Origin of the sequence: Bradyrhizobium sp. UFLA03-84 (genome assembly GCF_002289535.1) — a bacterium.
Lineage (GTDB): Bacteria > Pseudomonadota > Alphaproteobacteria > Rhizobiales > Xanthobacteraceae > Bradyrhizobium > Bradyrhizobium viridifuturi.
Genome location: NZ_NSJY01000014.1, coordinates 811,895 through 835,345, shown reverse-complemented (window position 1 = coordinate 835,345; position 23,451 = coordinate 811,895). Strand labels below are relative to the sequence as shown.

Below are 23,451 nucleotides of genomic sequence, written 5' to 3'. Positions count from 1 at the left end.
CCCATATAGGCACGGGAAGGACGACCTTCTCCTCACCATCCCATCTGCGGGGACGACCCTGCCTTATCCGGAGGGTTCGTCATGGCTTGGGCCATTCTGTTCATCGCAGGCCTGCTCGAGATCGGCTGGGCGATCGGGCTGAAATATACCGAGGGGTTCTCGCGGCTGGTGCCGTCGGTCCTGACGCTCGCCGCAATGGCCGGCAGCATCATCCTGCTCGGCCTTGCGCTGAAGACGCTGCCGATTGGAACCGCCTATGCGGTCTGGACCGGGATCGGCGCGGTCGGCACCGCGGCGCTCGGCATCATCCTGCTCGGCGAACCCGCGACCGCGATGCGGCTTGCCAGCATCGGGCTGATCGTGTCCGGCATCGTCGGGCTGAAGCTGGTCGGTTAATCACGCATTTTGGACGCGTTTCCTTTGACGCGAACCGGCTTTCACTTCGCTCGAAAACGCTACTTCAATATCTGCACGATCCAATAGGTTGCGGCGGCGACCGCCGCCGACGCCGGGATCGTGATCACCCAGGCGTAGACGATCGAACTCGCCACGTTCCAGCGCACGGCGGAGAGCCGCCGTGCGGCGCCGACGCCGACGATGGCGCCGGTGATGGTGTGGGTGGTCGACACCGGAACCCCGAGATAGGTCGCGATGAACAGCGTCGCGGCGCCGCCGGTCTCGGCGCAGAACCCCTGCATCGGCGTCAGCTTGGTGATCCGCAGCCCCATGGTGCGGACGATCCGCCAGCCGCCCATCAGGGTGCCCAGCGCCATCGCGCTCTGGCAGGCCAGCACGACCCAGAACGGAATCTCGAAGGTGTCGCCGAGATGGCCCTGCGAGTACAGCAGCACGGCGATGATGCCCATGGTCTTCTGCGCGTCATTGCCGCCATGGCCGAGCGAATAGAGCGAGGCCGAGGCGAATTGCAGGATCCGGAAGGCGCGATCGACCGCGAACGGCGTCGAGCGCACCGACAGCCAGGACACGATCGCAACCAGCACCAGCGCCAGCAGAAAGCCGACCAGCGGCGATAGCACGATCGCGAGCAAGGTCTTGGTGAGCCCGCTCCACACCGCGGCCGAAAGGCCTGCCTTGGCCATGCCGGCACCGACCAGGCCGCCGATCAGCGCGTGCGAGCTCGACGACGGAATGCCCAGCGCCCAGGTGATCACGTTCCAGACGATCGCGCCGACCAGCGCGGCGAAGATCACCGTCGCGTCCACCACCGCCGGGTCGATGATCCCGGTGCCGATCGTGTTGGCGACGTGCAGGCCGAACACCGCGAACGCGACGAAGTTGAAAAAGGCCGCCCAGAACACCGCGTATTGCGGCCGCAGCACCCGGGTCGAGACGATGGTCGCGATCGAGTTGGCGGCATCGTGCAGGCCGTTCAGGAAGTCGAACAGCAGCGCGACCGCGATCAGGATGGTCAGGACCGGAAGACCCAGCGTGGCGTCCACGAGATGGCCCTGCCCTAAACCTGTTCGATCACGATCGAATTGATCTCGTTGGCGACGTCGTCGAAACGGTCGGCCACCTTCTCGAGGTGATCGTAGATCTCAGCACCGACGATGAAGTCCATCGTGTTGGCATCGCGGTGCTTCAGGAACAATTCCTTGAGCCCGATGTCATGGAGATCGTCGACCCGGCCCTCGAGCTTGGTCAGTTCCTCGGTGATCTGGGTCAGCATCGAGACGTTCTGGCCGATGCCCTGCAACAAGGGCAGCGCGCGGACGACCAGATTGGCGCATTCCACGATAAGCGTGCCGATCTCGCGCATCGGCGGCTCGAACTCGCGCACCTCGAACAGCATGACCGCCTTTGCGGTCGCCTGCATCTGGTCGACCGCGTCATCCATCGACGTGATCAGGTTCTTGATGTCGCCGCGGTCGAACGGGGTGATGAAGGTACGGCGAACCGCAGTCAGCACCTCGCGGGTGACACTGTCGGCGTCGTTCTCGAACTGATTGACCCGCTGGCAGAAGACCGGGGTCTCATCCCCGCCCTTCAGCATGTCCTGCAGCGCCAACGAGCACTGCACCGAGGTCTGGGCGTGGCGGGCGAACAGGTCGAAAAAGCGCTCTTCCTTGGGCAGAAAGGCGCGAAACCAGCGCAGCATGTCTCAGTTCCATCGTTCCGGGACAGCCCTTTTAACGACTGTCACAGAACTGTCATAGAGCATCCGGCGGGGAAAATACCGGACACGACCGCCCGAACGGTCGGTCGTCCACCGCTATATCGGCCGAAATTCGCCCGGCCTGCCCTACAGCGACCGCCGCAACAGGTGGGCCAGCTCGCCGACAAGGCCGCGCCGGAACAGCAGCACGCAGGAGACGAAGATCACGCCCTGGATCACCGTCACCCACTGGCCGAAACCGGCAAGATATTGCTGCATGGCGATGATCACGAAGGCGCCGACCACCGGACCGAAGATGGTGCCGAGGCCGCCGACCAGCGTCATCAGCACGATTTCACCGGACATCGACCAGTGCACGTCGGTCAGCGAGGCGTTCTGCGCCACGAACACCTTCAGCGAGCCGGCGAAGCCCGCCAGCGTGCCCGACAGGATGAAGGCAAGCAGCTTGTACTGGTCGGTCTTGTAGCCGAGCGAAATCGCGCGCGGTTCGTTCTCGCGGATCGACTTCAACACCTCGCCGAACGGCGAGTTGATGGTCCGGTAGATCAGCAGGAAGCCCGCCAGGAAGCCGACCAGCACGACGTAGTACAGCACGATCGGCTTCGACAGATCGAATATCCCGAGCAGATGGCCCTGCGGGATGCCCTGGATGCCGTCCTCACCGTGGGTGAACGGCGCCTGCAGATAGAGGAAGTAAAGCAGCTGCGACAGCGCCAGCGTGATCATCGAGAAGTAGATGCCCTGGCGCTTGATCGAGATGTAGCCGGTGACGAGTCCGAGCAAGGCCGCAGCAGCCGTGCCGACCACGATGCCGAGCTCCGGCGGCAGCCCCCAGACCTTCAGCGCATGCGCCGAGACGTAGCCGGCGGTGCCGAGGAACATGGCATGGCCGAACGACAGCAGGCCGCCATAGCCGATCAGCAGGTTGAAGGCGCAGGCGAGCAGCGCAAAGCACAGCGCCTGCATCACGAAGAACGGATAGATCCCCGTGAACGGCACCACCGCCAGCAGTGCGGCCATCACGGCGAATACGATCATCTCGTCGCGCATCGCGCGCGGCGTCACCGGAAGTGTATCGTCGGTCAATGCTGACATATCAGGCCGCCCGTCCCGTCAGTCCCGTTGGCTTCACCAGCAACACCACCACCATCAGGACAAACACCACGGTGTTGGAGGCTTCGGGATAAAAAAACTTGGTCAGTCCCTCGATCACGCCGAGCGCGAAGCCGGTGATGATCGAGCCCATGATCGAGCCCATGCCGCCGATCACGACCACCGCGAACACCACGATGATGAGGTCGGCGCCCATCAGCGGGCGGACCTGGTTGATCGGCGCCGACAAGACGCCGGCGAGCGCGGCAAGGCCGACGCCGAGCCCGTAGGTCAGCGTGATCATGCGCGGCACGTTGATGCCGAAGGCGCGCACCAGCGTCGGATTCTCGGTGGCGGCGCGCAGGTAGGCGCCGAGCTGCGTCTTCTCGATCAGGAACCAGGTGGCAAGGCACACCACCAGCGAGAAGATGACGACCCAGCCGCGATAGATCGGCAGGAACATGAAGCCGAGGTTGACGCCGCCCTTGAGCTGATCGGGGATCGAGTAAGGCAGGCCCGAGGAGCCGAAATAGTTCTGGAACACGCCCTGCACGATCAGCGCGATGCCGAACGTCAGCAGCAGTCCGTAGAGATGGTCGAGCCCGGCGAGCCATTGCAGCATGGTCCGTTCGAGGATCATGCCGAAGATGCCGACGATGACTGGTGCGATGATCAGCGCCCACCAGTAATTGATGCCGCCCAGATTGAGCAGGAAGTACGCCACGAAGGCGCCCATCATGTAGAGCGCGCCGTGCGCGAAATTGATGATGTTGAGCATGCCGAAGATGACGGCGAGCCCCAGACTGAGCAGCGCGTAGAACGAGCCGTTGATCAGTCCCACCAGAAGCTGTGCGTAGAGAGCCTGCATCGAATGAGCTTTCGCTGGATAGATGAAGCCCGCCGGCCACGCCCATGGCCGGCGGGCGTGATCGTCACTTCTTCAGAAGCGCACAGGTGCTCTTGTCGAGCGGCGTGAAGGCCTGGTTGCCCGGCACGGTGCCGACCAGCTTGTAGAAGTCCCACGGGCCCTTGGACTCCGAGGGCTTCTTGACTTCGAACAGATAGGCGTCGTGGGTGACGCGGCCGTTGGCCTCGACCTCGCCCTTGCCGAACAGGGGATCGTCGGTCGGGATCGTCTTCATCTTCGCGACCACCTTGGCGCCGTCGTGCGGATTGCCGCCGAGCGCTTCCAGCGCCTTGAAGTAATGCAACAGGCCCGCATAGACGCCGGCCTGCACCATGGTCGGGGGCGCGCCGTTCTTCATCTTCTCCGCGAAGCGCTTCGAGAACGCCCGGGTGTTGTCGTTGAGGTCCCAGTAGAACGTCTCGGTGAAGTTGAGGCCCTGCGCGGTCTCGAGGCCAATCGCCTTGACGTCGGTAAGGAACAGCAGCAGCGCGGCGAGCTTCTGGCCGCCCTTGACGATGCCGAACTCGGCAGCCTGCTTGATCGAGTTGGTGGTGTCGCCGCCGGCATTGGCCAGACCGATGATCTTGGCCTTGGAGGCCTGCGCCTGCAGCAGGAAGGAGGAGAAGTCAGCGGTGTTGAGCGGATGCTTGACGCCGCCGACCACCTTGCCGCCATTGGCGGTGATGACCGCGGTGGTATCGCGCTCCAGCGCCGCGCCGAACGCGTAGTCCGCGGTCAGGAAGAACCAGGTGTCCCCACCCGCCTTCACCAGCGCCTGGCCGGTGGCGTGCGCCAGCATGTAGGTGTCGTAGGTCCAGTGCACCGTGTTCGGCGTGCACTGCGCGTTGGTGAGATCCGAGGTCGCGGCGCCCGAATTGATGTAGACGCCGTTCTTTTCCTTGACGACGTTGTTGACCGCGAGCGCGACGCCGGAATTCGGCACGTCGACGATGGTGTCGACCTTGTCGACGTCGAACCACTGGCGCGCGATGGTGGTACCGATGTCGGGCTTGTTCTGGTGATCGCCCGAGATCAAATCGATGGTCCAGCCCTTGGCCTTGAGGCCGGAATCCTCGATCGCCATCTGGGCCGCAAGCGTCGAGCCGGGGCCGGCGAGGTCCGCATAGAGGCCGGACTGATCCGACAACACGCCGATCTTGACGACCTTGTCGTCGGCGGAGGCAACGCCGACAGCGCTGAGCGCCATCGCGGTGCCGAGCAGAAGCGCAGAAATCGTGTTCTTCATGGGTATTTCCTCAGTTCTTAAATTTTCTGGCTCGGGCGAGTTCAGACGCCGAGATAGGTATGCAGCTTGTCCATGTTGGCGGACAGCTCGGAATTGGCGAAGCCGTCGATCACCTTGCCGTGCTCGACGATGTAGTAGCGGTCGGCAACGGTCGAGGCGAAACGGAAATTCTGCTCGACCAGCAGGATGGTGAAGCCCTGCGACTTCAGGCGCGCAATGGTGTGCCCGATCTGCTGAATGATGACCGGCGCCAGGCCTTCGGTCGGCTCGTCCAGCATCAGGAAGCGCGCGCCGGTGCGCAGGATGCGCGCGATCGCTAGCATCTGCTGCTCGCCGCCCGACAGCTTGGTGCCCTGGCTGGTGAGACGCTCCTTCAGGTTCGGAAACAGCGTGAAGATCTGGTCGAGCGGCAGGCCGCCCGGACGCACCACCGGCGGCAGCATCAGGTTCTCGCGCACGTCGAGGCTCGAGAAGATGCCGCGCTCCTCGGGGCAGAAGGCGATGCCGAGCCGCGCGATCTTGTCCGAGGTGGCGCGGATGATCTCCTTGTTGTCGAAGCGGATCGAGCCGGTGCGCTTGTTGATGACGCCCATGATCGACTTCAACGTGGTGGTCTTGCCGGCGCCGTTGCGGCCGAGCAGCGTCACCACCTCGCCTGCCCTGACGTTGAAATTGATGCCGTGAAGGATGTGCGATTCACCGTACCAGGCCTGCAGGTCCTGAATCGTCAGCACCTCGGCGCCGGCCGCAGCCGCGGGCCTCTCCGCCAGTTTTGCCTCAGCCATGACCCGCTCCCAGATAGGCTTCCTTCACGCGCTCGTCCTTGGAGAGGTCGGCGTAATTGCCCTCCGCCAGCACCTGCCCGCGCGTCAGCACGGTGATGATGTCGGAGAGGTTGGCCACCACCGAGAGGTTATGTTCGACCATCAGGATGGTGTATTTGGCCGAGATCCGCTTGATCAGCGCCGCGATCTTGTCGATGTCCTCATGGCCCATGCCGGCCATCGGCTCGTCGAGCAGCATCATCTCGGGGTCGAGCGCGAGCGTCGTTGCAATTTCAAGTGCGCGCTTGCGGCCGTACGGCATCTCGACCGCCGGCGTGTTGGCGAACTCGCTCAACCCGACGTCGTTCAGGAGCTCATGGGCGCGCGGATTGAAGCGATCGAGCACGCTCTTCGAGCGCCAGAAATCGAATGACGACCCGTGCTGGCGCTGCAGCGCGACGCGCACGTTTTCGAGCGCGGTCAGATGCGGAAATACCGCCGAAATCTGGAACGAGCGGACCAGCCCGAGCCGCGCCACGTCGGCCGGCGGCATCGCGGTGATGTCCTGGCCCTTGTAGCGAATCTGCCCGCCGGTCGGCTTCAGGAATTTGGTGAGCAGATTGAAACAGGTGGTCTTGCCGGCGCCGTTGGGCCCGATCAACGCATGGATACTGCCGCGACGCACCTTGAGCGCAACGTCGCGAACGGCGAAGAAACCCGCGAATTCCTTGGTCAATCCGCTGGTTTCGAGAATGAACTCATCGGCCAAATAGATTCCCCCATACGCCATCGCCGCGAAGCCCGTCGCCCGCGTGGCCAGCTTTTTTCATGTCCGACAGGTTGTCCGTACGTCTTGGAAACCGTCCGGGGGCCTGTCGCCTCCGGGCCGGAATATGCCGTCATATGCGGCGGTTACGCAAGGTGGAAAGCTGTGCAGTGCAGTATCGATACCACCAGTTCCGGTTGATCCTTAGTCGAATGGTATTTGAACGGGCTTTGCGCCTCGGAAAGTCGCCATTAAGGCTGTTTTGCTCCGGACTTTCCTTTTCATAGAATATTTCCGCCTCTCGCCGAAGCTTCCGCCATTGGATTATGAACGGCTAGAGCCTTGCATTTCGAGAACGCCAATTCCCCGGTCATCAAGTCGATCCGACAGCGCGATGTCCTGAACACGCGGCTGCGGCTTTATGCCCGCGGCCCAACCACCCCACGCTTCGGCTAGCCGATGCCATTCCAGAGTGCCGATCCATCGGTGGTCAAATCGATCACGCAACGGGTGCAGTTGAACGCCTGGCTGCGCGCGGTGCGCACGCCGGACGCCCTTCCTCTGCTATGCGACTTCCACACCGAAGGCAGCGCCGACGAGCGCGCCGACATGATGGGCTTCGACGTGGTCGGCAGCGGTGACGACGCGCGCTTCCTGATCACGCAAGAAGGCGCGCGGCTGACCACGGCCTACGGCAACGAGCACGTCGAGCCGCAGCAGCGCACCGACCGTTATCTCGACGACGCGATCGGCCCGGAGCGCTATGCCGGCGTGATCCTGTCGTATCGCGCCTGCCTCGCGCGCAAGCGTCCGACCTACACCGTCGCGGAAGTCACCGACGCCGATGGCAAGGACGTGTCCTATGAGCGATTGCTGCTGCCGTTCGGACGCGGCGAGCGCGTCGAGCACATCATCGGCTCCTACAAGGCGATCAGTATCGAGGGCGGCTTCCGGCTGCACAATCTGATGGGCGTGAAGGCGAAGTCTCTCCCGGTCGTCACGGTGCGCGCGGTGATCGACCGCAGGTTCGTGCCGGCGGATCATACGGCGAGCCAGGATACGGTCGAGTTGATCTAGCTCCACGAACCGGCATCGTGTCGCGCAGAATGCGTCAGCCTTTCTTGCGCGCCTTCGCCGGTACTTCCTTGGCATAGATGTCCGGCTTGAAGCCGACGACGCGCTTCGGTCCGAGGTCGAGCACCGGACGCTTGATCATCGAGGGCTGCTCGGCCATCAGCGCCAGCGCCTTGCGCTCGTTCAGGCCTTCCTTGTCGGCGTCAGGCAGCTTCTTGAAGGTGGTGCCGGCGCGGTTGAGCAGCGTCTCCCAGCCGACCTCCTCGCTCCACTGCTTGAGCTTGTCCTTGGCGATCCCGGCCGCCTTGTAGTCGTGGAAGTCGTAGGCGACGCCGTGATCGTCGAGCCAGGCGCGCGCCTTCTTCATGGTGTCGCAGTTCTTGATGCCGTAGATGGTGATGGTCAAAGCCGTTCCCCGCATGCGATTGCAGCGGGAAACTAGCCCTGCTCTAATCACAGCGCCAGATCGGAGCCATCAGGTCTCCACACCGATATTGCCGGCACTCAACGCGCGTAGTGCGTGAAGACGAAATCGTGATCGCTGGCGTGGGCCTCGTGGCAGGCGAAGCAGGTCTCGTGCTGGGCGGCATCGACCGGCTTGTCGTCGATGAAGCGGCCAAAGCCCCAGCCGCCGGTCGCGGCATATTTGGCGGAGTCCTTGACCATGACCTGCACCGTGGTCGCCGGCCCCGTGATGAAGGCGCCGTCGAGGCCCGCGACCGGCTTGCGCTTCCAGGCGAGCTTCACCAGCACCGCGCCGTCGGGGAAACGCGCGGCGCCGTCCTGATAGGCCTTCACGGCAGTGGCGTTGCCGAGCACGCTGCGCAGTTCGTCGAGCCCGGTCTCCTCGCCGACCGCGATCAGCTTCCAGTCGCGATAGCCGTCGGGGATTTTCACGCCGAAGATCGGCGATGCCAGTGCCGCGTCGTCGGCATGCCCGAGGGCAAACGGCAATGACGCGCTGATGCAGGCTGCCGCGATCGCGGCAGCTGCCCATTTCACAACCTGTCTCATGATATGTCGTCTGCCCGCCCGCTCTTGTTTGACGCGTTTCTTCACGCGAACCGATACCCACTTCGCTCGAAAACGCTCTAGACCTTGCTGACGTCGATGATCGCCTGCACGAAAGCCTGCGGCGCCTCCTGCGGCAAATTGTGGCCGATGCCGCCGGGCAGTTGGCGATGCTCGTAATGCCCGGAGAACTTCTTGGCATAGGCCGCCGGCTCCGGATGCGGCGCGCCGTTGGCATCGCCCTCCATCGTGATGGTCGGGATCGCGATCACGGGCGCCTGGGCCAGCGTCTTCTCGAAGGCGTCGTACTTCGCCTCGCCCTCGGCGAGCCCGAGCCGCCAGCGGTAATTGTGGATCACGACTTCGACATGGTCGGGGTTCTCGAAGGCAACAGCGCTGCGGTCGTAAGTGGCGTCGTCGAACTTCCACTGCGGCGAGGCGAGCTGCCAGATCAGCTTGTTGAAGTCGTGCCGGTTCTTGGCATAGCCCTCGCGGCCGCGCTCGGTTGCGAAATAGAACTGGTACCACCATTGCAGCTCGGCCTTCGGCGGCAGCGGCACCTTGCCGGCCGCCTGGCTGCCGATCAAATAGCCGCTGACCGAGACCATCGCCTTGCAGCGCTCGGGCCAGAGCACCGCCATGATGTTGGCGGTGCGCGCACCCCAGTCATAGCCGCCGAGCACGGCCTTCTCGATCTTCAGGGCATCCATCAAGGCAATGATGTCGGCGGCGACCGCGACCGGCTGGCCGCTACGCTTGGTATCGCTGGAGAGGAAGCGCGTGCTGCCGTAGCCGCGCAGATGCGGCACGATCACGCGGTAACCGGCCTCCGCCAGCGCCGGCGCGACGTCGGCATAGCTATGGATGTCGTAGGGCCAGCCGTGCAGCAGGATGACGGCGGGACCGGACGCCGGACCCATCTCGACATAGCCGGTGTCGAGCACGCCGGCATTGATCTGCTTGACCGGACCGATCGAGGTATGGGCGCCGACCTTGACCGCGGGCGCTGCCGCCTTGGCCTGCGCACTGGCCGATCCGATCAAGCCGAACCGGGAAACGGCGAGGATCCCGCCGGCGATACCGAGGAAGCGGCGGCGTTGTTGATTGATCGATTGGGACATGGCGATCTCCTTAGGTCTGGTGTCGGGATTGAATATCGCAGAGACCGAACCCGTCCGCTTTCAGAGGACGTGGATTTGTCCTTCAGACCGTCGTGATTTTGGCTCCGCCCGGCCTGTGCTAGGTTCCGCCGCGGACTCAGCCGCCGGCCGCCGGACTCTTCGATTTGACCTATCATTTCAACGACTTGACCCTCGATTCCGAGCGCCGGGAGCTGCGCCGCGGCGATGCCCTGGTGGCCGTCGAGCCGCAGGTCTTCGACCTCCTGGAATTCCTGATCCGTACCCGCGACCGCGTCGTCAGCCGCGACGAGGTGCTGGCCGCGGTCTGGCACGGGCGGATCGTCTCGGAGGCGACCCTGAGCAGCCGGGTCAACGCCGCGCGCACCGCGATCGGCGACAATGGCGAGGAGCAGCGACTGATCCGCACCCTGCCCCGCAAAGGTCTCCGCTTTGTCGGCGAAGTCAGGGAGGACAGCGCGCCCACGCATCCGGCCGCTGATAACGCCACCCCGCCACGGCCTAGCGAGGGCCCGTCGATCGCGGTGCTGCCGTTCACCAACATGAGCGGCGATGCCGAGCAGGATTATTTCGCCGACGGGATCGCCGAGGACATCACCACCGCACTCGCCCGGTGCAGCCGCCTCACCGTGATCGCGCGCAACTCGGCCTTCACCTACAAGGGCAAGGCAGTCGATATCCGCCAGGTCGGCCGCGAGCTCGGCGTCGGCTACGTGCTCGAGGGCAGCGTCCGCCGTGGCGGCGACCGCCTGCGCATCACCGGACAGTTGATCGACGCAACCTCCGGCGCGCATCTGTGGGCCGACCGGTTCGACGGCGCAGCGAACGACGTGTTCGACCTGCAGGACCGCATCACCGAGAACGTGGTCGGCGCGATCGAGCCGACCATGCTGGTCGCCGAGGCCGAGCGGGTGCGGGCCGCGCCGCCCGACAAGCTCGACGCCTACGATCTGCTGCTGCGCGCCTACAGTCTGCGCTACGAGTTCACACCCGAGAGCATGGAAGCCGCGCTCGACTGCCTCGACCAGGCGCTGGCGCTCGATCCGAACTACGCGCCGGCGCTTGCTGCGTCGGCCTATTGCCACGCGATGCGCCATGTCCAGGGCTGGCTGAAGCCTGATGACTCCTACCGGGAGCGCGCGGTCGCGCAGGCATGGCGCGCGGTCGAGCTTACGCCCGGTGATCCGCAGGTGCTGTGGATGGCGGCGTTCGCGATCTGGAACATGGCCGACGAGATCGAACCCGCGCGCGAATTGTTCGAGCGCTCGCTCGCGATCAATCCGAACTCTGCGATGGCGCTGGTGCTCGGCGGCTGGGTCGAGGCGATGCGCGGCAACCAGCAGGCCGGCCGGGCCATGATCGAGCGCGCACAGCGGCTCAACCCGCGCGACCCGCGCGGCTGGTTCGCCTCCGCAGCGCTCGCGATCTGCGCGGTGCTCGACGGAAATTTCGCCGAAGCGGTTGTTTGGGCCGACAAGGCGCTGGCGCAGAATCGCCGCTTCGCAGTCGCGCTGCGCGTCCTGATCGTGGCGCTGGTGAAGACCGGCGAGACCGCGCGCGCAACCCAGATCGCGCGCGAGTTGCTCAAGGTCGATCCGGAATTTTCGATCTCCGGATTCCTGTCGCGAATTCCGTTCCCGGTGCAATCGATGTCCGCGACCTATCGCGAGACCCTCAAGGCTGCCGGCGTCCCGGACTGACGCCGCTCTAGGCGGCGCGACGCTCATTCGTGATACGTCGCGCGGCCTGCCAGGCAGCAGCGGCCTTCCCGCAAGTCTGGGCGAGCCGTTCTTATCCTTTGCGAGCCTTGGGATCGTTGGTGCCACCATCGCGTTTCTGCGCGCCTTGGCTCTTCCTCAGGTCAGCAAACTCTTGCCGGAGCAGGTCCACCACCGTTTTGACTTTCGGGAGGTCGGCCATGCGTTTGTGGCAGATAATCGAGACGGCTGCGCGCAGCGACGCTGGAAGCGCAAGCTTTAGCTCCACGAGCTCACCCGGTCGCTTGAGCCGATGCGAGGTCTTGAGAAGGATCATTGCACCGACGCCGGCATGGCAAGCTGCCACTTGCACGCTGTAATCGTCGGATGTGAAGGCGGGGCGAAAGTCCGGGATCCTGGCAGCGAACTCCGGATTCGGGCTCACCATCTCGAGCTCTCCTGCCCATGCTATCCAGTCGAGATCGCGGAAATCGTATCGCGCAGGCAGTCTCCGAACGTAGTCTCTGCTCGCATAGGCGCCGATCGGAATCACAACCTCGTCGACCGTGATGAGATCAGGATCGTCGGATGGATATCTCCTGAGCGCGATGTCCGCCTCGCCGAGCGAAAGGTTCAAGCGCTCGGTGCTGGCCAGAACTTCGAGAGTGATCTGCGGATGCTTCCTCTTCAGCCTTTCCGCTATCGGAGGCAGGAAATCAAAAGCGAATGCTGGCACGGCCGCGATGCGCACGCGGCCGCTGACGGGCGAGTTCTTCGCGTCGACCGCGCGGTTCGCTTCCGTCGCCCATTGCGCCATTCCCTGCGCCGCAGGAAGCAACCTGGCTCCGGTTTTCGTCAAGGCGATGCCCTGGTTCTTGCGGATGAAAAGGGGCTCGCCGAGCGCGTACTCCATCTCTGCGATCCTCCGGCTCAAGGTCGGTTGACTCGCCTTGAGGCGGCGCGCGGCGCCGCTCAAGCTGCCGGCGTCGGCGACGGCGAGAAAAATCCGCAAGTCATCCCATTGCAGGTCCACGTTCGTTTCTCGCATCTGTCCCGCGCCCATTCATTTATGGATAGCCATATAGGAATTTAGACGATTGCTATTCTAGCGGTCCGAAGCGAAAGCGGTAGCAGAAATGAGGAAAAAACCATCATGCTCCGCAAATCAGGACTCTTTTTCATTGGCGCCGTTGCCATCGTCGCGCTTTCCGGGTGCGCACAAACCTCGCATCCGACGAAATCTGCCAGCCTCGGAAAGTCGATCAACTCGGCGGCCATGGAGGCCTTGATCGATCAGCCGGGACCGATCGAGTTAAGGACGGTCACCAGCGCGGATTGGGTCGCCGATCTTTCGGGGCTGATCAATCTGAAGGACCCCCAAGCGGTCCAGGCGGGGCTCAAGGACCACGAGGAGCCGATCCAGATCTATACGCATCTGCTGCGGCATCCGACGCAGGGATTCTACATGGTCGACACCGGTGTTTCGAAGCGGCTTGTCGAGGACCCCAAGAGTCTGGGTGTCGGATGGGTAGTGCGGAACTTCGCAAAGCTCGACAAGATACAAGTGCGGCAAGACCCCTCGTCGATCATCAAGTCGGAAGGGGCTCCCCTCAAAGGGGTGCTCATGACCCATCTTCATCTCGACCATATCTCCGGGATGTCCGACATTCCGAAGGATGTGCCGTTTTATACAGGTCCTGGAGAGGCCGAGGAAAAGAAGCCCGAGAACTTCTTCGTCGAGGGGATGGAAGACGCCTTCTTCGAGGGCCGGCCGGCCATTCAGGAATTTCAGTTCACCAGGGATCCGGACGGCAAGTTCGAAGGGGTGATCGATGTCTTCGGTGACGGCTCGTTGTTCGCAATCCTGACTCCCGGACACACGGCTGGCCATGTCTCCTATCTCGCCCGCACGCCGAAGGGTCCGGTGCTCCTCACCGGCGACGCTTGCCACACCCGCTGGGGCTGGGAGCACGGAGTTGAACCTGGCAGCTTTACATTCGACCGCGAAGACGAACGGAAGAGTTTGCTCGCGTTGAAGGCTCTGAGTGGACGTCATCCGCAGATGACTGTGAAGCTAGGTCATCAGGCCTGAGCCCGGATTTACCGAGCCCATCACGATGGAAGGCCGCCCACCGCGGATGATCGCTCTCCCGTCGTGAGCCATGGGACTGTCTGCAAATCGCCCTTCGACGATCTCGGGAGATGTCCGCTTCCCCGCAGTTGTGCGGGTCAAGCGGACATCGATCACCAGCCAACCATGATGATTGTCATCGTTTCACCCATGAGAGCGAATATCTCCTCTTCATCGTCCCTTCTTTGGTCGGCCAAGCCAGATCACGACCGCACCCGCGACCAACACGGCAGCCGATATCACCAGCGAGGCATGGGCGCCGGCAATGAACCCATTGTCCCCTTGGACCAGTGAGCCGAACAGGGCAACGCCAAGCACGCTGCCTGTCTGTCGCGTCGCATTCAGCACGCCTGCGGCGATGCCGGATCGCGACTTCTCGACACTGCCGAGCAGTGTCGAGGTCAAAGGCGGCACGAGCAGGCCGAGGCCGCCGCCGAGGACGACGAGTTGCGCGCCGATCGCCCAGTAGCTCGTGCCTGAGGTGATGGGCAGCAGCGCAATGCAGCCCGCGGCGGTGATCAACGAAGCCAGCGCGATGGTTTGCGGTGCGCCCAGGCGCTCGCTGACCGACGCGGCGACGAGGTTGGCGGGCAGCACCATGCCCATCATGGGCACAAAGGCGAGGCCCGTTGCGAACGGCGACCAGCCACTGACCTTCTGGAAATAGAGGCTCAGCACGAAAATCAGGCCGTAGAAGGCGATGTTGAAGAGAAGCCCGACCAGCGCGGTCAGCGCGAACATGCGATGGCCAAACAGCGAGAGCGGCAACATCGGTTGTGGCGCGCGTGCCTCGCGCCACACGAACAGGAAACTGATCACGGCCGCCGCCGCGAAGCCCATGATGACGAGCGGATGGCTCCAGCCGAGCACGCCGCCCTCGATCAGAGCACCGGCCAGCGTGCCGAGCGCTGCGATCGCCGCGATCTGGCCCGGCAGATCGATCTCGCGCTGCACAAGTCGCGGCGTCTCCTCCGCATAGCGCCATGCGAGCCAGAGGCCGGCGGCGCCAATCGGCAGGTTGACCAGGAAGATCGAGCGCCAGCCGACCAGCGCGATCAGCGTGCCGCCGACGAACGGCCCTGCAGTCAGTGCGACGCTCGCACCTGCAGCCCAGAAGCCGACCGCGCGGCCGCGCGCCTTCGGGTCGGCATAGGCGTGATTGAGCAACGTCAGCGAGTTCGGCACCAGGATCGCCGCCGCCAGGCCCTGCACGGAGCGCGCGGCGATCAGGAACACCGCCGACGAGGCCAGTGCGCAGGCGAGCGAAGCCAACGTGAAGATTGCAAAGCCCCCGATGAATATCCGTTTGGCGCCAACGCGATCACCGAGCGCGCCGGCAGTCAAAATGAAGGCAGCGAACGCGATGGTATAGGCGGTCACCACCCATTGCAGCTCGGCGACGCTGCCGCCGAGCGAGGTCCCGATGCTGCTCAGCGCGGTGTTGACGATGGTGATGTCGAGCTGCACCACGCCAAGGCCGAGGCTCATGGCCGCAAGCGCCAGCGGCTTCGCGAGATGCGAATGCAATGACGTGTTGTCGGAGCGGGCTTGTTCCCGATGCCTTGTGTCGAGCAAAGTTGGTTGCATTGATCACACTCAGTTGTCCGTGAGAATTTGTCGGCTCGGATAAGCCCCGTTTTGCGATGATCATTCGATACCGATCGAATATTCGACGCCGCAGGATGATCTATGCTTCGTGGCAGCACTTCCTTCGACGGGGCGTATCGGCGTCCGCGCAATCTATGTCCCGCGATCGCGCCGGTCTCGCAGAAACACTACGATCTTCGCCGAAGTGTTTGTGCTTGGCGCTGCGTCCTGGTCGGCGTAGGACAAAGACATGGACACGGGACCCAAGATCGCACAGGTCGCGGCACTCGTCGGCGATCCCGCGCGCGCCAACATGCTTAGTGCGCTGATGGATGGCCGAACATTGACCGCAACAGAGCTCGCCTATCTGTCCGGCGTGGCGCCGCAGACGGCGAGTGGCCATCTCGCGAAACTCAGCGACGCCAGACTGCTCGCGCTTGAAAGGCGGGGCCGACGACGATATTTCCGTCTGGCCTCTCCGCTTGTCGCACGCATGCTGGAAGGTCTCATGGTCGTGGCACAGGAAGGCCCCGCACGGCAGCGCAATCTCTGGCGCGGAGGAGAGACGCTTCGACACGCGCGCACGTGCTATGACCACATGGCCGGCCGCATCGCCGTTGCAATCGCCGACCGGCTGGTCCAACAGTCGTTTATTCTGCTCGACGAGGATGGCGGCCAACTGACCGATGCCGGTCAGTCATTCTTCGATCGATTGGGCGTCGATCTTTGCCTCGCCTCCAAGCGCCGAGTGTTCTGCCGACCTTGTCTCGACTGGAGCGAGCGCCGGCCGCATCTGGCCGGGGCGGTCGGCGCTGCCATTCTTCGTCACGCCCTCGATCACGCTTGGGTCGAGCATATCCGGGATAGCCGCGCGCTCCTCGTGACTCCCGTTGGCGTGAGAGAGCTTGCCGCAACGTTCGACATTGAGGGCGCACCACCAACGGACGCCTGCAAGGGGCCTGTTGCATCACTGTCCCGAGGCCGGGCGGCGGTTAATTCGGTTTAGGCAGCCCTTGCCTTCGTTCAACTGGGCCTCAATCAGGCTGCGCCTCGATGAGTCCACATCCGAGCGCGCAACCAAATGGCGCATGGCTGCCGTTTGCCCGCAAATCTCATGGGCGCGCGCCAACGTTTACAGCACTGCGCGCAGCCCCGGAACGCGCCGAGCCAGCAATCCGACGACCAGAAAGCTGGCGACCACGCCAATGAGGCTTGCCAACAGGAACTTCCATTGCGGGGCAACGGACCAATCGTGCATGACGCGCGTCACTGCGATCAGCACAGGGGCATGCAGCACGTAGACGCCGAAAGCATTGCGGCTGAGGAACCCTGTCACCGGACCCTGCCAGTCGAACAGGTCACGATACAGCACCGCCAACCCCAGGCTGAGCGAGGCGCACGTCGCCGACCGCCAAAAGTCCATGCCTGCCGCCTGCCAATGCCAACCGCCGCCATAGTCGGCCAGCCGGCCCTCGAGGGCTCCCCCGAACACGACAATCGCGGCCCACAGCGTGACGCTCCCCACCAGCCCGCAGACCAGCCAGCGCCGTCCTGCGCCGCTCGAAATCTGTCGCAGCCAATCCCCCCGCCACGCCGCCACCCCGGCGGCGAACATGAAGGGGTACTGCGGCGCGTCGTGAATGGCGATGTTGAGGATGGTGCGGCCTTCCGGCGCCAGCTGCCCCACCGCGAACGTCACGGCGCTCATCGCCAGGACAAAGCCGAGCACGGCGGCGAGGCTCGGCACCGGCCGGGCGGAGGGCTGGCCGATCGGCCGGAATCTGCACAGCAAGGCAAAGCAGCCGGAAAACAGCAACAGCACGAGGCAGAACCAGAGGGGGCCGGAGCCGTCAAGAAGCTGGCCGTTGGAGGCGTGGTGCAACCAGTCCTCAGTGAAGCTCCGGCGCGGCTGCGACCACCATGATCCCGCCACGTAGTATTCGGTCAGCGGTCCAATAAGCCCGATGTAAAGCAGCAGAGGTATGCCGAGCCGATACAGCCGTTCCTTCAAGAAGCCGACGACGCCGCGGCGGGCCACCATGCCGGCGGCAAAGTATCCGGCTATGCCGAACAGCAGCCCCATCGAGACGGCGTGCTGAAACGCCTGATAGGCCGCAAACGCCACCCGAGTGCCCAGGCCCAACGGCGGATGTTCGCGATAGTACCAGCTTCCAAACGGCGAGTAGGTCACGGCGGCATGCATGACCACGACCATGCTGATCGCCGACCAGCGCAGATTGTCGATATAAAGGAGCCTGTGGGGCGTCGGTCGAACGGGGTGTTCCATGCGCGTCTCCTTTGCGGGAGGCCGAACATGGTGGCCAAGGCCGGGCCGGTCGCGCCGAAAGTCGCACTCAGGGTCGCCGAAACCTGCAAAACCTGGCCGTTTGCGACAATCGGTGCGTCACACCGGCCCGGCCAGGGCCCGTTTGCGGAATGTGCTCGGCGTTTCTCCGGTCACCGCCTTGAACGCGCGATTGAACGGGCCGATCGACTCGAAGCCGGCATCCAGTGCAATGGTCAGGATCGGGACACGCGCCTGGCCGGCATCGGCCAGGGCCGCGCGCGCTTCCGCCAGCCGGTAGGAATTGACGAAGCGGGCGAAGTTGCCGTGGCCGAGCCGCTGATTGATGAGCAGGCGCACGCGGTACTCCGGCGCGTCGAGCCGCTTGGCCAGGCTGGCGATCGTCATGCTGCCGTCGCGGTAGGCCCGCTCCACCTCCATGACCGTCAGCAGACGCCGATAGAGGGCCGCTTCCGGCTCGGTCATTTCACATGTTGATGCGGCCGGGCCCGATGCCGGTGGCGCGGCGGCGACCGTGGAGATCGGGCTTGCCCGATGCAGGCGGAACAAGGCAGCCGCAAGTGCGATGCCCAGCACACCGGGGAGCGCAGGCGTCATCGCGAGATTGGTCGACCCGATCAGCGTGCAGCCCGCGATCGCGAGGCCCAAACCCCACGCGAACACGACCCGATCCCGACGGCGCATCTCGATCAGGTCGTCGGCTCGGCCCAGCAGCACGCGACCGATCGCGATCACCACAAGCATGAGGGCGCAGACATGGGTTGCGAGCCAGGCCCATGAAGAGTCGGTGACCACGGCCCAGACGGCAAGCAAGGCCATCAAGCCCACCGCTGTCCAACCGATCAACGGCGGCCTCGCCGTGTCGTCGAAAACCTCCTCGCTCCAGAGCACGAAGACGCCCGCCGCCATATTGCTCGCCAGCCGCAGGACGAGGACCCACACTGCCTGGCTGTCGCGAAATTGCGGAGCCGTCTCAATGAGAAACGCAATTCCGCACAGGTCGAAAACCAGGGTGATGCGGCCGAGCCTGCTGTTGCGCAACTGCAGCAGCGCGTCGAGCGCGAGAAGCACCAGCAAAGCGAGCGCCCCGCCGCGAAGTCCTATATCCAGGAGCATCTTCTTCACCAAGCTGGTCGACGGGCTCGCCAGCGATGTGGGCGCGGCGGGGCGAAGGGACACCCGCGCCATTTCGGAATATTAGAAAATACCCCTGAATTGCCCGACGTGTCAAGTTGCCCGGCCGAACGCCGGCCGCCGCCGGCCCCTTTGCATGGGGTTGTTTTCGATATTTTGGCAGCGCCCCCTGCGACGCCCCCACGACGTCATGCTGCCTACCCGGAGGCGCCCGGCTCCAGCGCCTCGCCGAGCTGGAGCGGATGCGCCATCGTCTCGTGCAGCGCGTCCTTGTCGAGCTCGCCTTCGGAGAGGCTGATCACGACGCAGGCGACGCCGTTGCCGATCAGATTGGTCAGCGCGCGGCATTCGCTCATGAACTTGTCGATGCCGACCAGGATCGCGATCGACTGGATCGGAATATCGGGCACGATCGACAGCGTCGCGGCGAGCGTGATGAAGCCGGCGCCGGTGACGCCGGACGCGCCCTTCGAGGTGATCATGGCGACGCCGAGAATGCCGAGCTCCTGCCAGATCGTCAGATGCGTGTTGGTGGCCTGCGCCAGGAACAGCGTCGCCAGCGTCATGTAGATGTTGGTGCCGTCGAGATTGAAGCTGTAGCCGGTCGGCACCACGAGACCGACCACCGAGCGCGAGGCGCCGAGATGCTCCATCTTCTGGATCATCTGCGGCAGCACCGTCTCCGACGACGAGGTGCCGAGCACGATCAGGAGCTCGTCCTTGATATAGGCGATGAAGCGGATGATCGAGAAACCCGCCAGCCGCGCGATCGCACCGAGCACGATCAGCACGAACAGGATGCTGGTGAGATAGAAGGTCGCGATCAGCGCCGCCAGGTTGACCAGCGAGCCGAGGCCGTAGGCACCGACCGTGAAGGCCATCGCGCCGAACGCGCCGAGTGGCGCGACCCGGACGATCATGCGGATGATGCCGAAGAACATCTTGGACGCCTTGTCGATCGCCTCGGCGATCGGCTCGCCGGGCTTGCCCATCAAGGCGATGGCAAACCCCGACAGGATCGAGATCAACAGCACTTGCAGCAGGTCGCCGCGCGCCAGCGCGCCGAAGAAGCTGTCCGGAATGATCGCCATCAGATGGGCGACGATGCCCTGCTCCTTCGCCTGCGTCACGTAGGTCGAGACGGCCTTCGGATCGATCGTCGAGGGGTCGATGTTGAAGCCGCGGCCAGGCTGCAGCAGCTCGCCGATCAGAAGGCCGACCGCGAGCGCGACGGTCGACACCGCCTCGAAATAGATCAGCGCCTTCAGCCCGACCCGGCCGACGCGCTTGAGGTCGCCCATCGAGGAGATGCCGTGCACCACGGTGCAGAAGATCACCGGCGCGATCATCATCTTGATCAGCGCGATGAAGCCGTCGCCGAGCGGCTTCAGTTGCTTGCCGAGGCCGGGATAGAAATGCCCGATCAAGACGCCTGCCGCGATCGCGATCAGCACCTGGATGTAGAGGATCTTGTACCAGGGCTGATGATGGGGATGGGCAACCGGCTTGATCGCGTCTGTGGTCATGAGATGTCCCGGAAGGCTAGGATTTGACACAACGAGTGGTGCCATCTTGGCGGAGCAACGCGCAAGCGACAATGCCCATTCGCGCCGCCGCCGGCACACACGAATCTGTCATAGACTGCGGCCGGCTCGCACCCGGAGGCTGAGGATGGAATTCACCGCACTGTTTCTCGCCATCACCATCGCCATGCTGGTGGCTTGGCGTGGTCCGCGTCGGCTGGCGATCGGCCTGTTCGCGGTGATCCTGGTCGCCTGCGTCGCGACCTTGCTGCATCACGCCACCGACCGTCTCACCTTGTCGTTCTGAGGCCAGCGATGACCGATACAAGGGCCGTGATCCTGAATGCGCTCGCGCTCTATGCCCTCGCGCTGCTGCTGAGTGCGGCTTTTGCGGCGCAACTGCTGCTGCACGAGCTGCCCTGCCCGCTGTGTTTGCTGCAGCGCATCCTGTTCGCCCTGCTGGCGATCGGGCCGATCCTGAACATCCGCTTCGGACCACGGCCGAGCCATTATGCCCTGTCGCTGCTAACGGCTGTGCTCGGCGCCTCGGTCTCGACCCGGCAGGTGCTGCTGCACATCCTCCCCGGCGATGCCGGCTACGGCTCGGCACTGCTCGGCTATCACTATTATACGTGGGCGCTGATCGGCTTCATCGCGGCGATCGTCCTGCTCGCCGGCATGCTGCTGTTCGACCGCCAGTTCGACCACCGCGCAGCACAAGCCACCGTGCCCGGCGGATTGGCGCAAGGCGCCGTCTGGCTGGTGATCGGGCTGACGGCGCTGAACGTGGTCTCGACCCTGCTCGAGTGCGGTCTGCGTGCCTGCGCCGACAATCCGATCGTCTATGAGTTGCTGAAATAGCTGCTCACGGACGCTTCGGAATATTCAACCCGCGTTCCACGGCCGGGCGCTTCAGACCGCGTTCGAGCCACGCAGCGACGTTCTTGAACCGGTCGAACTCGACGAGCTCGCGCGCGCCGTAGAAGCCGATCAGATTGCGCACCCAGCCGAGCATCGAGATGTCGGCAATGGTATATTCATCGTCCATGAACCACTGCCGTCCGGCGAGATGGCTCTCCATCACACCGAGCAGGCGCGCGGACTCCGCGACGTAGCGCTGCAACGGCCGCTTGTCCTCATAATCCTTGCCGGCGAATTTGTGGAAGAAGCCGACCTGGCCGAACATCGGCCCGATGCCGCCCATCTGGAAGTGCACCCACTGGATCGCCTGGTAGCGGCGCGCTGCATCCGCCGGCAACAGCTTGCCGGTCTTCTCCGCGAGATATTGCAGGATTGCGCCGGACTCGAACAGCGCCAGCGGCTTGCCGCCGGGGCCGTTGGGATCGAGGATCGCCGGGATCTTGCCGTTCGGGTTCAACGACAGGAACTCGGCCGACTTCTGGTCGTCCTTGTTGAAGTCGACGAGATGGACCTCGTACGGCAGCCCGATCTCCTCAAGCATGATCGAGACCTTCACGCCGTTCGGCGTCGGCAACGAATAGAGCTGCAGACGGTCCGGATGCTGGGCGGGCCAGCGTTTTGTGATGGGAAAAGCCGACAGATCGGTCATATCAGACATTCTTTGCAGGGTTGTTGTTGGGTGGCTAATGTACGGAGCTCAGTGAATGCCGCAAGGTCCGCAACCGGCCATGAACGATCAAGGGCACGATCAACAGACAGGCGCAGCGCTCGGCCTCTCCGACGACGAGCTCGCTACACACCCGACCGTGTTCGCGGCCGACGCGCTGGCCGGTCAGGTGGTCGTGGTGTCCGGCGGCGCCGGCGGCATCGGCCGCGCCATCGCCTGGCTGTTCGCCCGGCTCGGCGCGCATGTCGTCGTCGCGGGACGCAATGCCGACAAACTCGACGCGCTGGTCGATCATCTCGGCCATCGCGGGCTGAAGGCGTCCGCGCATGTCGCCGACATCAGGGATGCCGATGCGGTCAACATGATGTTCGACGCGCTGTGGGCCGAGCACGGCCGCATCGATCATCTCGTCAACAGCGCCGGTGGCCAGTTCCCGCAGGCCGCGATCGATGTCTCGATCAAGGGCTGGAACGCGGTCATCAACACCAACCTCAACGGCACCTGGTACATGATGCAGGCGGCGGCGCAGCGCTGGCGCGACCGCAAACATCAGGGCAGCATCGTCAACATCGTCGTGGTCACGACGCACGGCCTCTACGGCATCGCGCACTCGATCGCGGCACGCTCCGGCGTGATCGGGCTGTCGCGTGCGCTTGCGGTCGAATGGGCGCCGCTGCACATCCGCATCAACTGCATCGCGCCCGGCGCGATCGAGACTGATGGCTGGAACGTCTACAGCGAGGCGGCGCGCGCCGCCTATCCACGCTCCAACCCGATGATGCGCCCGGGCACGCCCTGGGACATCGCGGAAGCCGCCGTCTATCTCGCCGCGCCCTCCGGCAAGTTCATCACCGGCGAGACGCTGACCGTCGACGGCGGCGGCCAGCATTGGGGCGAGACCTGGACGACCGGCAAGCCGGACTATTTCAAGGGCGGCGAGTAACGCACGCATACCGGTCGCCGCCTCCGCTTTCATTTCCCGTCGTCGAAGCTGACGATGACGGCGGCGTTCGCGATCAGGATCGGGTCGTTGCCGAGATCGGACGGAATCTCGAGCCCGCCGGCGATCGCCTTCACGGTCTTGGTGCCATAGGGCAGTTCCTTGGCGACGGCTTCGGTATCGACCGCTTCGGGATTCGGCACGGCGATCGTGACGTCGACGAACATGTCGTTGGCGGTCTTGCCGAGCATGCGGAAGAAGCCGAGGCTGGAATGGCGGATCGCATCCGACACCGCCCGCTTGGCAGCCTTGGTGGCATCGCGGCCGTGAACGTCGACGCCCATGCCCATTTCGGTGATACAGCGCACGCGTGTCATGAAACTTTCCTGTTGTCGTTGGCGTGAGAGACG

25 protein-coding genes are annotated in these 23,451 nt (G+C 64.2%); 8 read left to right on the top strand and 17 right to left on the bottom strand.

Features of this window, described 5'->3' with window-relative positions; translation table 11 throughout:
• The first annotated feature begins 81 nt into the window (after window positions 1-81).
• The gene (gene sugE, locus CK489_RS25460; RefSeq protein WP_050627524.1) at window positions 82-396 is read left to right on the top strand and encodes a quaternary ammonium compound efflux SMR transporter SugE; all 315 of its coding nucleotides are present in this window, start codon (window positions 82-84) and stop codon (window positions 394-396) included.
• A gap of 59 nt (window positions 397-455) precedes the next feature.
• On the opposite strand, the gene CK489_RS25455 is transcribed toward sugE, so the two are convergent.
• The 7 genes from CK489_RS25455 to CK489_RS25425 form a co-directional block, all read right to left on the bottom strand.
• Window positions 456-1,460, bottom strand: a complete 1,005-nt coding sequence (locus CK489_RS25455; RefSeq protein ID WP_050627523.1) for an inorganic phosphate transporter — start codon at window positions 1,458-1,460, stop codon at window positions 456-458.
• A 14-nt stretch (window positions 1,461-1,474) separates the two neighbouring features.
• Complete coding sequence (locus tag CK489_RS25450; RefSeq protein WP_050627522.1) at window positions 1,475-2,119, bottom strand: DUF47 domain-containing protein; 645 nt, start codon at window positions 2,117-2,119, stop codon at window positions 1,475-1,477.
• A 144-nt stretch (window positions 2,120-2,263) separates the two neighbouring features.
• Window positions 2,264-3,232, bottom strand: a complete 969-nt coding sequence (locus CK489_RS25445; RefSeq protein WP_050627521.1) for a branched-chain amino acid ABC transporter permease — start codon at window positions 3,230-3,232, stop codon at window positions 2,264-2,266.
• A 1-nt stretch (window position 3,233) separates the two neighbouring features.
• Window positions 3,234-4,097, bottom strand: a complete 864-nt coding sequence (locus tag CK489_RS25440; protein WP_021079811.1) for a branched-chain amino acid ABC transporter permease — start codon at window positions 4,095-4,097, stop codon at window positions 3,234-3,236.
• A 64-nt stretch (window positions 4,098-4,161) separates the two neighbouring features.
• On the bottom strand, window positions 4,162-5,382 hold the full coding sequence (locus CK489_RS25435; protein ID WP_050627520.1) for an ABC transporter substrate-binding protein: 1,221 nt from the start codon (window positions 5,380-5,382) through the stop codon (window positions 4,162-4,164).
• A 41-nt stretch (window positions 5,383-5,423) separates the two neighbouring features.
• Entirely contained in the window at window positions 5,424-6,167 is a 744-nt protein-coding gene (locus tag CK489_RS25430; protein WP_095734229.1) for an ABC transporter ATP-binding protein, read from the bottom strand.
• Window positions 6,160-6,915, bottom strand: a complete 756-nt coding sequence (locus CK489_RS25425; RefSeq protein ID WP_050419084.1) for an ABC transporter ATP-binding protein — start codon at window positions 6,913-6,915, stop codon at window positions 6,160-6,162. The genes CK489_RS25430 and CK489_RS25425 overlap by 8 nt, the downstream gene beginning before the upstream one ends.
• Window positions 6,916-7,371: 456 nt before the next feature.
• Between CK489_RS25425 and CK489_RS25420 the strand changes: the two genes are divergently transcribed.
• Window positions 7,372-7,989, top strand: a complete 618-nt coding sequence (locus CK489_RS25420; RefSeq protein WP_095734228.1) for a hypothetical protein — start codon at window positions 7,372-7,374, stop codon at window positions 7,987-7,989.
• Window positions 7,990-8,023: 34 nt separating this feature from the next.
• On the opposite strand, the gene CK489_RS25415 is transcribed toward CK489_RS25420, so the two are convergent.
• The 3 genes from CK489_RS25415 to CK489_RS25405 form a co-directional block, all read right to left on the bottom strand.
• Window positions 8,024-8,392 carry an ArsC family reductase gene (locus CK489_RS25415; RefSeq protein WP_095734227.1) on the bottom strand — a complete coding sequence of 123 codons (369 nt, stop codon included), beginning with the start codon at window positions 8,390-8,392 and terminating at the stop codon, window positions 8,024-8,026.
• Between the two features lie 98 nt (window positions 8,393-8,490).
• Window positions 8,491-9,000 (bottom strand): cytochrome P460 family protein, encoded by a 510-nt coding sequence (locus CK489_RS25410; RefSeq protein ID WP_095734226.1) that lies wholly within the window; start codon window positions 8,998-9,000, stop codon window positions 8,491-8,493.
• A 77-nt stretch (window positions 9,001-9,077) separates the two neighbouring features.
• Entirely contained in the window at window positions 9,078-10,118 is a 1,041-nt protein-coding gene (locus CK489_RS25405) for an alpha/beta fold hydrolase (RefSeq protein ID WP_095734225.1), read from the bottom strand.
• A 164-nt stretch (window positions 10,119-10,282) separates the two neighbouring features.
• On the opposite strand from CK489_RS25405, the gene CK489_RS25400 reads away from it, so the two are divergent.
• Window positions 10,283-11,836 (top strand): winged helix-turn-helix domain-containing protein, encoded by a 1,554-nt coding sequence (locus CK489_RS25400; RefSeq protein ID WP_095734224.1) that lies wholly within the window; start codon window positions 10,283-10,285, stop codon window positions 11,834-11,836.
• 91 nt (window positions 11,837-11,927) lie between these two features.
• Here the strand turns inward: CK489_RS25400 and CK489_RS25395 are convergent, their stop codons facing one another.
• Window positions 11,928-12,881: a LysR family transcriptional regulator gene (locus tag CK489_RS25395; protein WP_158226503.1), complete on the bottom strand. Its 954-nt coding sequence runs from the start codon at window positions 12,879-12,881 to the stop codon at window positions 11,928-11,930.
• 105 nt (window positions 12,882-12,986) lie between these two features.
• Between CK489_RS25395 and CK489_RS25390 the strand changes: the two genes are divergently transcribed.
• Window positions 12,987-13,925, top strand: coding sequence for an MBL fold metallo-hydrolase (locus tag CK489_RS25390; RefSeq protein ID WP_095734222.1), 939 nt, complete (start codon window positions 12,987-12,989; stop codon window positions 13,923-13,925).
• A 210-nt stretch (window positions 13,926-14,135) separates the two neighbouring features.
• Here the strand turns inward: CK489_RS25390 and CK489_RS25385 are convergent, their stop codons facing one another.
• Window positions 14,136-15,551 carry an MFS transporter gene (locus CK489_RS25385; protein WP_095734221.1) on the bottom strand — a complete coding sequence of 472 codons (1,416 nt, stop codon included), beginning with the start codon at window positions 15,549-15,551 and terminating at the stop codon, window positions 14,136-14,138.
• A 250-nt stretch (window positions 15,552-15,801) separates the two neighbouring features.
• On the opposite strand from CK489_RS25385, the gene CK489_RS25380 reads away from it, so the two are divergent.
• The gene (locus tag CK489_RS25380) at window positions 15,802-16,557 is read left to right on the top strand and encodes an ArsR/SmtB family transcription factor (RefSeq protein ID WP_095734220.1); all 756 of its coding nucleotides are present in this window, start codon (window positions 15,802-15,804) and stop codon (window positions 16,555-16,557) included.
• A gap of 126 nt (window positions 16,558-16,683) precedes the next feature.
• Here CK489_RS25380 and CK489_RS25375 read toward each other — a convergent pair whose 3' ends face one another.
• From CK489_RS25375 to CK489_RS25365, 3 genes are all read right to left on the bottom strand, one after another.
• Complete coding sequence (locus CK489_RS25375) at window positions 16,684-17,838, bottom strand: acyltransferase family protein (RefSeq protein ID WP_095734219.1); 1,155 nt, start codon at window positions 17,836-17,838, stop codon at window positions 16,684-16,686.
• Between the two features lie 117 nt (window positions 17,839-17,955).
• Window positions 17,956-18,972, bottom strand: a complete 1,017-nt coding sequence (locus tag CK489_RS25370) for an AraC family transcriptional regulator (RefSeq protein ID WP_245350529.1) — start codon at window positions 18,970-18,972, stop codon at window positions 17,956-17,958.
• A gap of 215 nt (window positions 18,973-19,187) precedes the next feature.
• Window positions 19,188-20,516 carry a dicarboxylate/amino acid:cation symporter gene (locus tag CK489_RS25365; protein ID WP_095734217.1) on the bottom strand — a complete coding sequence of 443 codons (1,329 nt, stop codon included), beginning with the start codon at window positions 20,514-20,516 and terminating at the stop codon, window positions 19,188-19,190.
• A gap of 145 nt (window positions 20,517-20,661) precedes the next feature.
• On the opposite strand from CK489_RS25365, the gene CK489_RS41820 reads away from it, so the two are divergent.
• Both CK489_RS41820 and CK489_RS25360 read left to right on the top strand, forming a co-directional pair.
• Window positions 20,662-20,820: a DUF5993 family protein gene (locus tag CK489_RS41820; protein ID WP_167350143.1), complete on the top strand. Its 159-nt coding sequence runs from the start codon at window positions 20,662-20,664 to the stop codon at window positions 20,818-20,820.
• An 8-nt stretch (window positions 20,821-20,828) separates the two neighbouring features.
• Entirely contained in the window at window positions 20,829-21,374 is a 546-nt protein-coding gene (locus CK489_RS25360; protein WP_095734216.1) for a disulfide bond formation protein B, read from the top strand.
• A 4-nt stretch (window positions 21,375-21,378) separates the two neighbouring features.
• Here CK489_RS25360 and CK489_RS25355 read toward each other — a convergent pair whose 3' ends face one another.
• The gene (locus tag CK489_RS25355; RefSeq protein ID WP_095734215.1) at window positions 21,379-22,083 is read right to left on the bottom strand and encodes a glutathione S-transferase family protein; all 705 of its coding nucleotides are present in this window, start codon (window positions 22,081-22,083) and stop codon (window positions 21,379-21,381) included.
• Window positions 22,084-22,162: 79 nt separating this feature from the next.
• On the opposite strand from CK489_RS25355, the gene CK489_RS25350 reads away from it, so the two are divergent.
• Window positions 22,163-23,044 (top strand): SDR family oxidoreductase, encoded by an 882-nt coding sequence (locus tag CK489_RS25350; RefSeq protein WP_095734214.1) that lies wholly within the window; start codon window positions 22,163-22,165, stop codon window positions 23,042-23,044.
• Window positions 23,045-23,073: 29 nt separating this feature from the next.
• Here the strand turns inward: CK489_RS25350 and CK489_RS25345 are convergent, their stop codons facing one another.
• A complete protein-coding gene (locus CK489_RS25345) occupies window positions 23,074-23,418 on the bottom strand; it encodes a Lin0512 family protein (RefSeq protein WP_050627504.1) in 345 nt (114 codons plus the stop codon).
• Window positions 23,419-23,451: the final 33 nt, after the last annotated feature.

Coding starts and splice junctions, on each gene's coding strand:
- CK489_RS25410 (WP_095734226.1), bottom strand. CDS start 9,000: ATGAGACAGGTTGTGAAATGGGCAGCTGCCGCGATCGCGGCAGCCTGC.
- CK489_RS25375 (WP_095734219.1), bottom strand. CDS start 17,838: ATGGAACACCCCGTTCGACCGACGCCCCACAGGCTCCTTTATATCGAC.
- CK489_RS25430 (WP_095734229.1), bottom strand. CDS start 6,167: ATGGCTGAGGCAAAACTGGCGGAGAGGCCCGCGGCTGCGGCCGGCGCC.
- CK489_RS25380 (WP_095734220.1), top strand. CDS start 15,802: ATGGACACGGGACCCAAGATCGCACAGGTCGCGGCACTCGTCGGCGAT.
- CK489_RS25355 (WP_095734215.1), bottom strand. CDS start 22,083: ATGACCGATCTGTCGGCTTTTCCCATCACAAAACGCTGGCCCGCCCAG.
- CK489_RS25365 (WP_095734217.1), bottom strand. CDS start 20,516: ATGACCACAGACGCGATCAAGCCGGTTGCCCATCCCCATCATCAGCCC.
- CK489_RS25440 (WP_021079811.1), bottom strand. CDS start 4,097: ATGCAGGCTCTCTACGCACAGCTTCTGGTGGGACTGATCAACGGCTCG.
- CK489_RS25395 (WP_158226503.1), bottom strand. CDS start 12,881: ATGCGAGAAACGAACGTGGACCTGCAATGGGATGACTTGCGGATTTTT.
- CK489_RS25350 (WP_095734214.1), top strand. CDS start 22,163: ATGAACGATCAAGGGCACGATCAACAGACAGGCGCAGCGCTCGGCCTC.
- CK489_RS25435 (WP_050627520.1), bottom strand. CDS start 5,382: ATGAAGAACACGATTTCTGCGCTTCTGCTCGGCACCGCGATGGCGCTC.
- CK489_RS25450 (WP_050627522.1), bottom strand. CDS start 2,119: ATGCTGCGCTGGTTTCGCGCCTTTCTGCCCAAGGAAGAGCGCTTTTTC.
- CK489_RS25360 (WP_095734216.1), top strand. CDS start 20,829: ATGACCGATACAAGGGCCGTGATCCTGAATGCGCTCGCGCTCTATGCC.
- CK489_RS25405 (WP_095734225.1), bottom strand. CDS start 10,118: ATGTCCCAATCGATCAATCAACAACGCCGCCGCTTCCTCGGTATCGCC.
- CK489_RS25345 (WP_050627504.1), bottom strand. CDS start 23,418: ATGACACGCGTGCGCTGTATCACCGAAATGGGCATGGGCGTCGACGTT.
- CK489_RS41820 (WP_167350143.1), top strand. CDS start 20,662: ATGGAATTCACCGCACTGTTTCTCGCCATCACCATCGCCATGCTGGTG.
- CK489_RS25445 (WP_050627521.1), bottom strand. CDS start 3,232: ATGTCAGCATTGACCGACGATACACTTCCGGTGACGCCGCGCGCGATG.
- CK489_RS25390 (WP_095734222.1), top strand. CDS start 12,987: ATGCTCCGCAAATCAGGACTCTTTTTCATTGGCGCCGTTGCCATCGTC.
- CK489_RS25420 (WP_095734228.1), top strand. CDS start 7,372: ATGCCATTCCAGAGTGCCGATCCATCGGTGGTCAAATCGATCACGCAA.
- sugE (WP_050627524.1), top strand. CDS start 82: ATGGCTTGGGCCATTCTGTTCATCGCAGGCCTGCTCGAGATCGGCTGG.
- CK489_RS25370 (WP_245350529.1), bottom strand. CDS start 18,972: ATGCTCCTGGATATAGGACTTCGCGGCGGGGCGCTCGCTTTGCTGGTG.
- CK489_RS25385 (WP_095734221.1), bottom strand. CDS start 15,551: ATGCAACCAACTTTGCTCGACACAAGGCATCGGGAACAAGCCCGCTCC.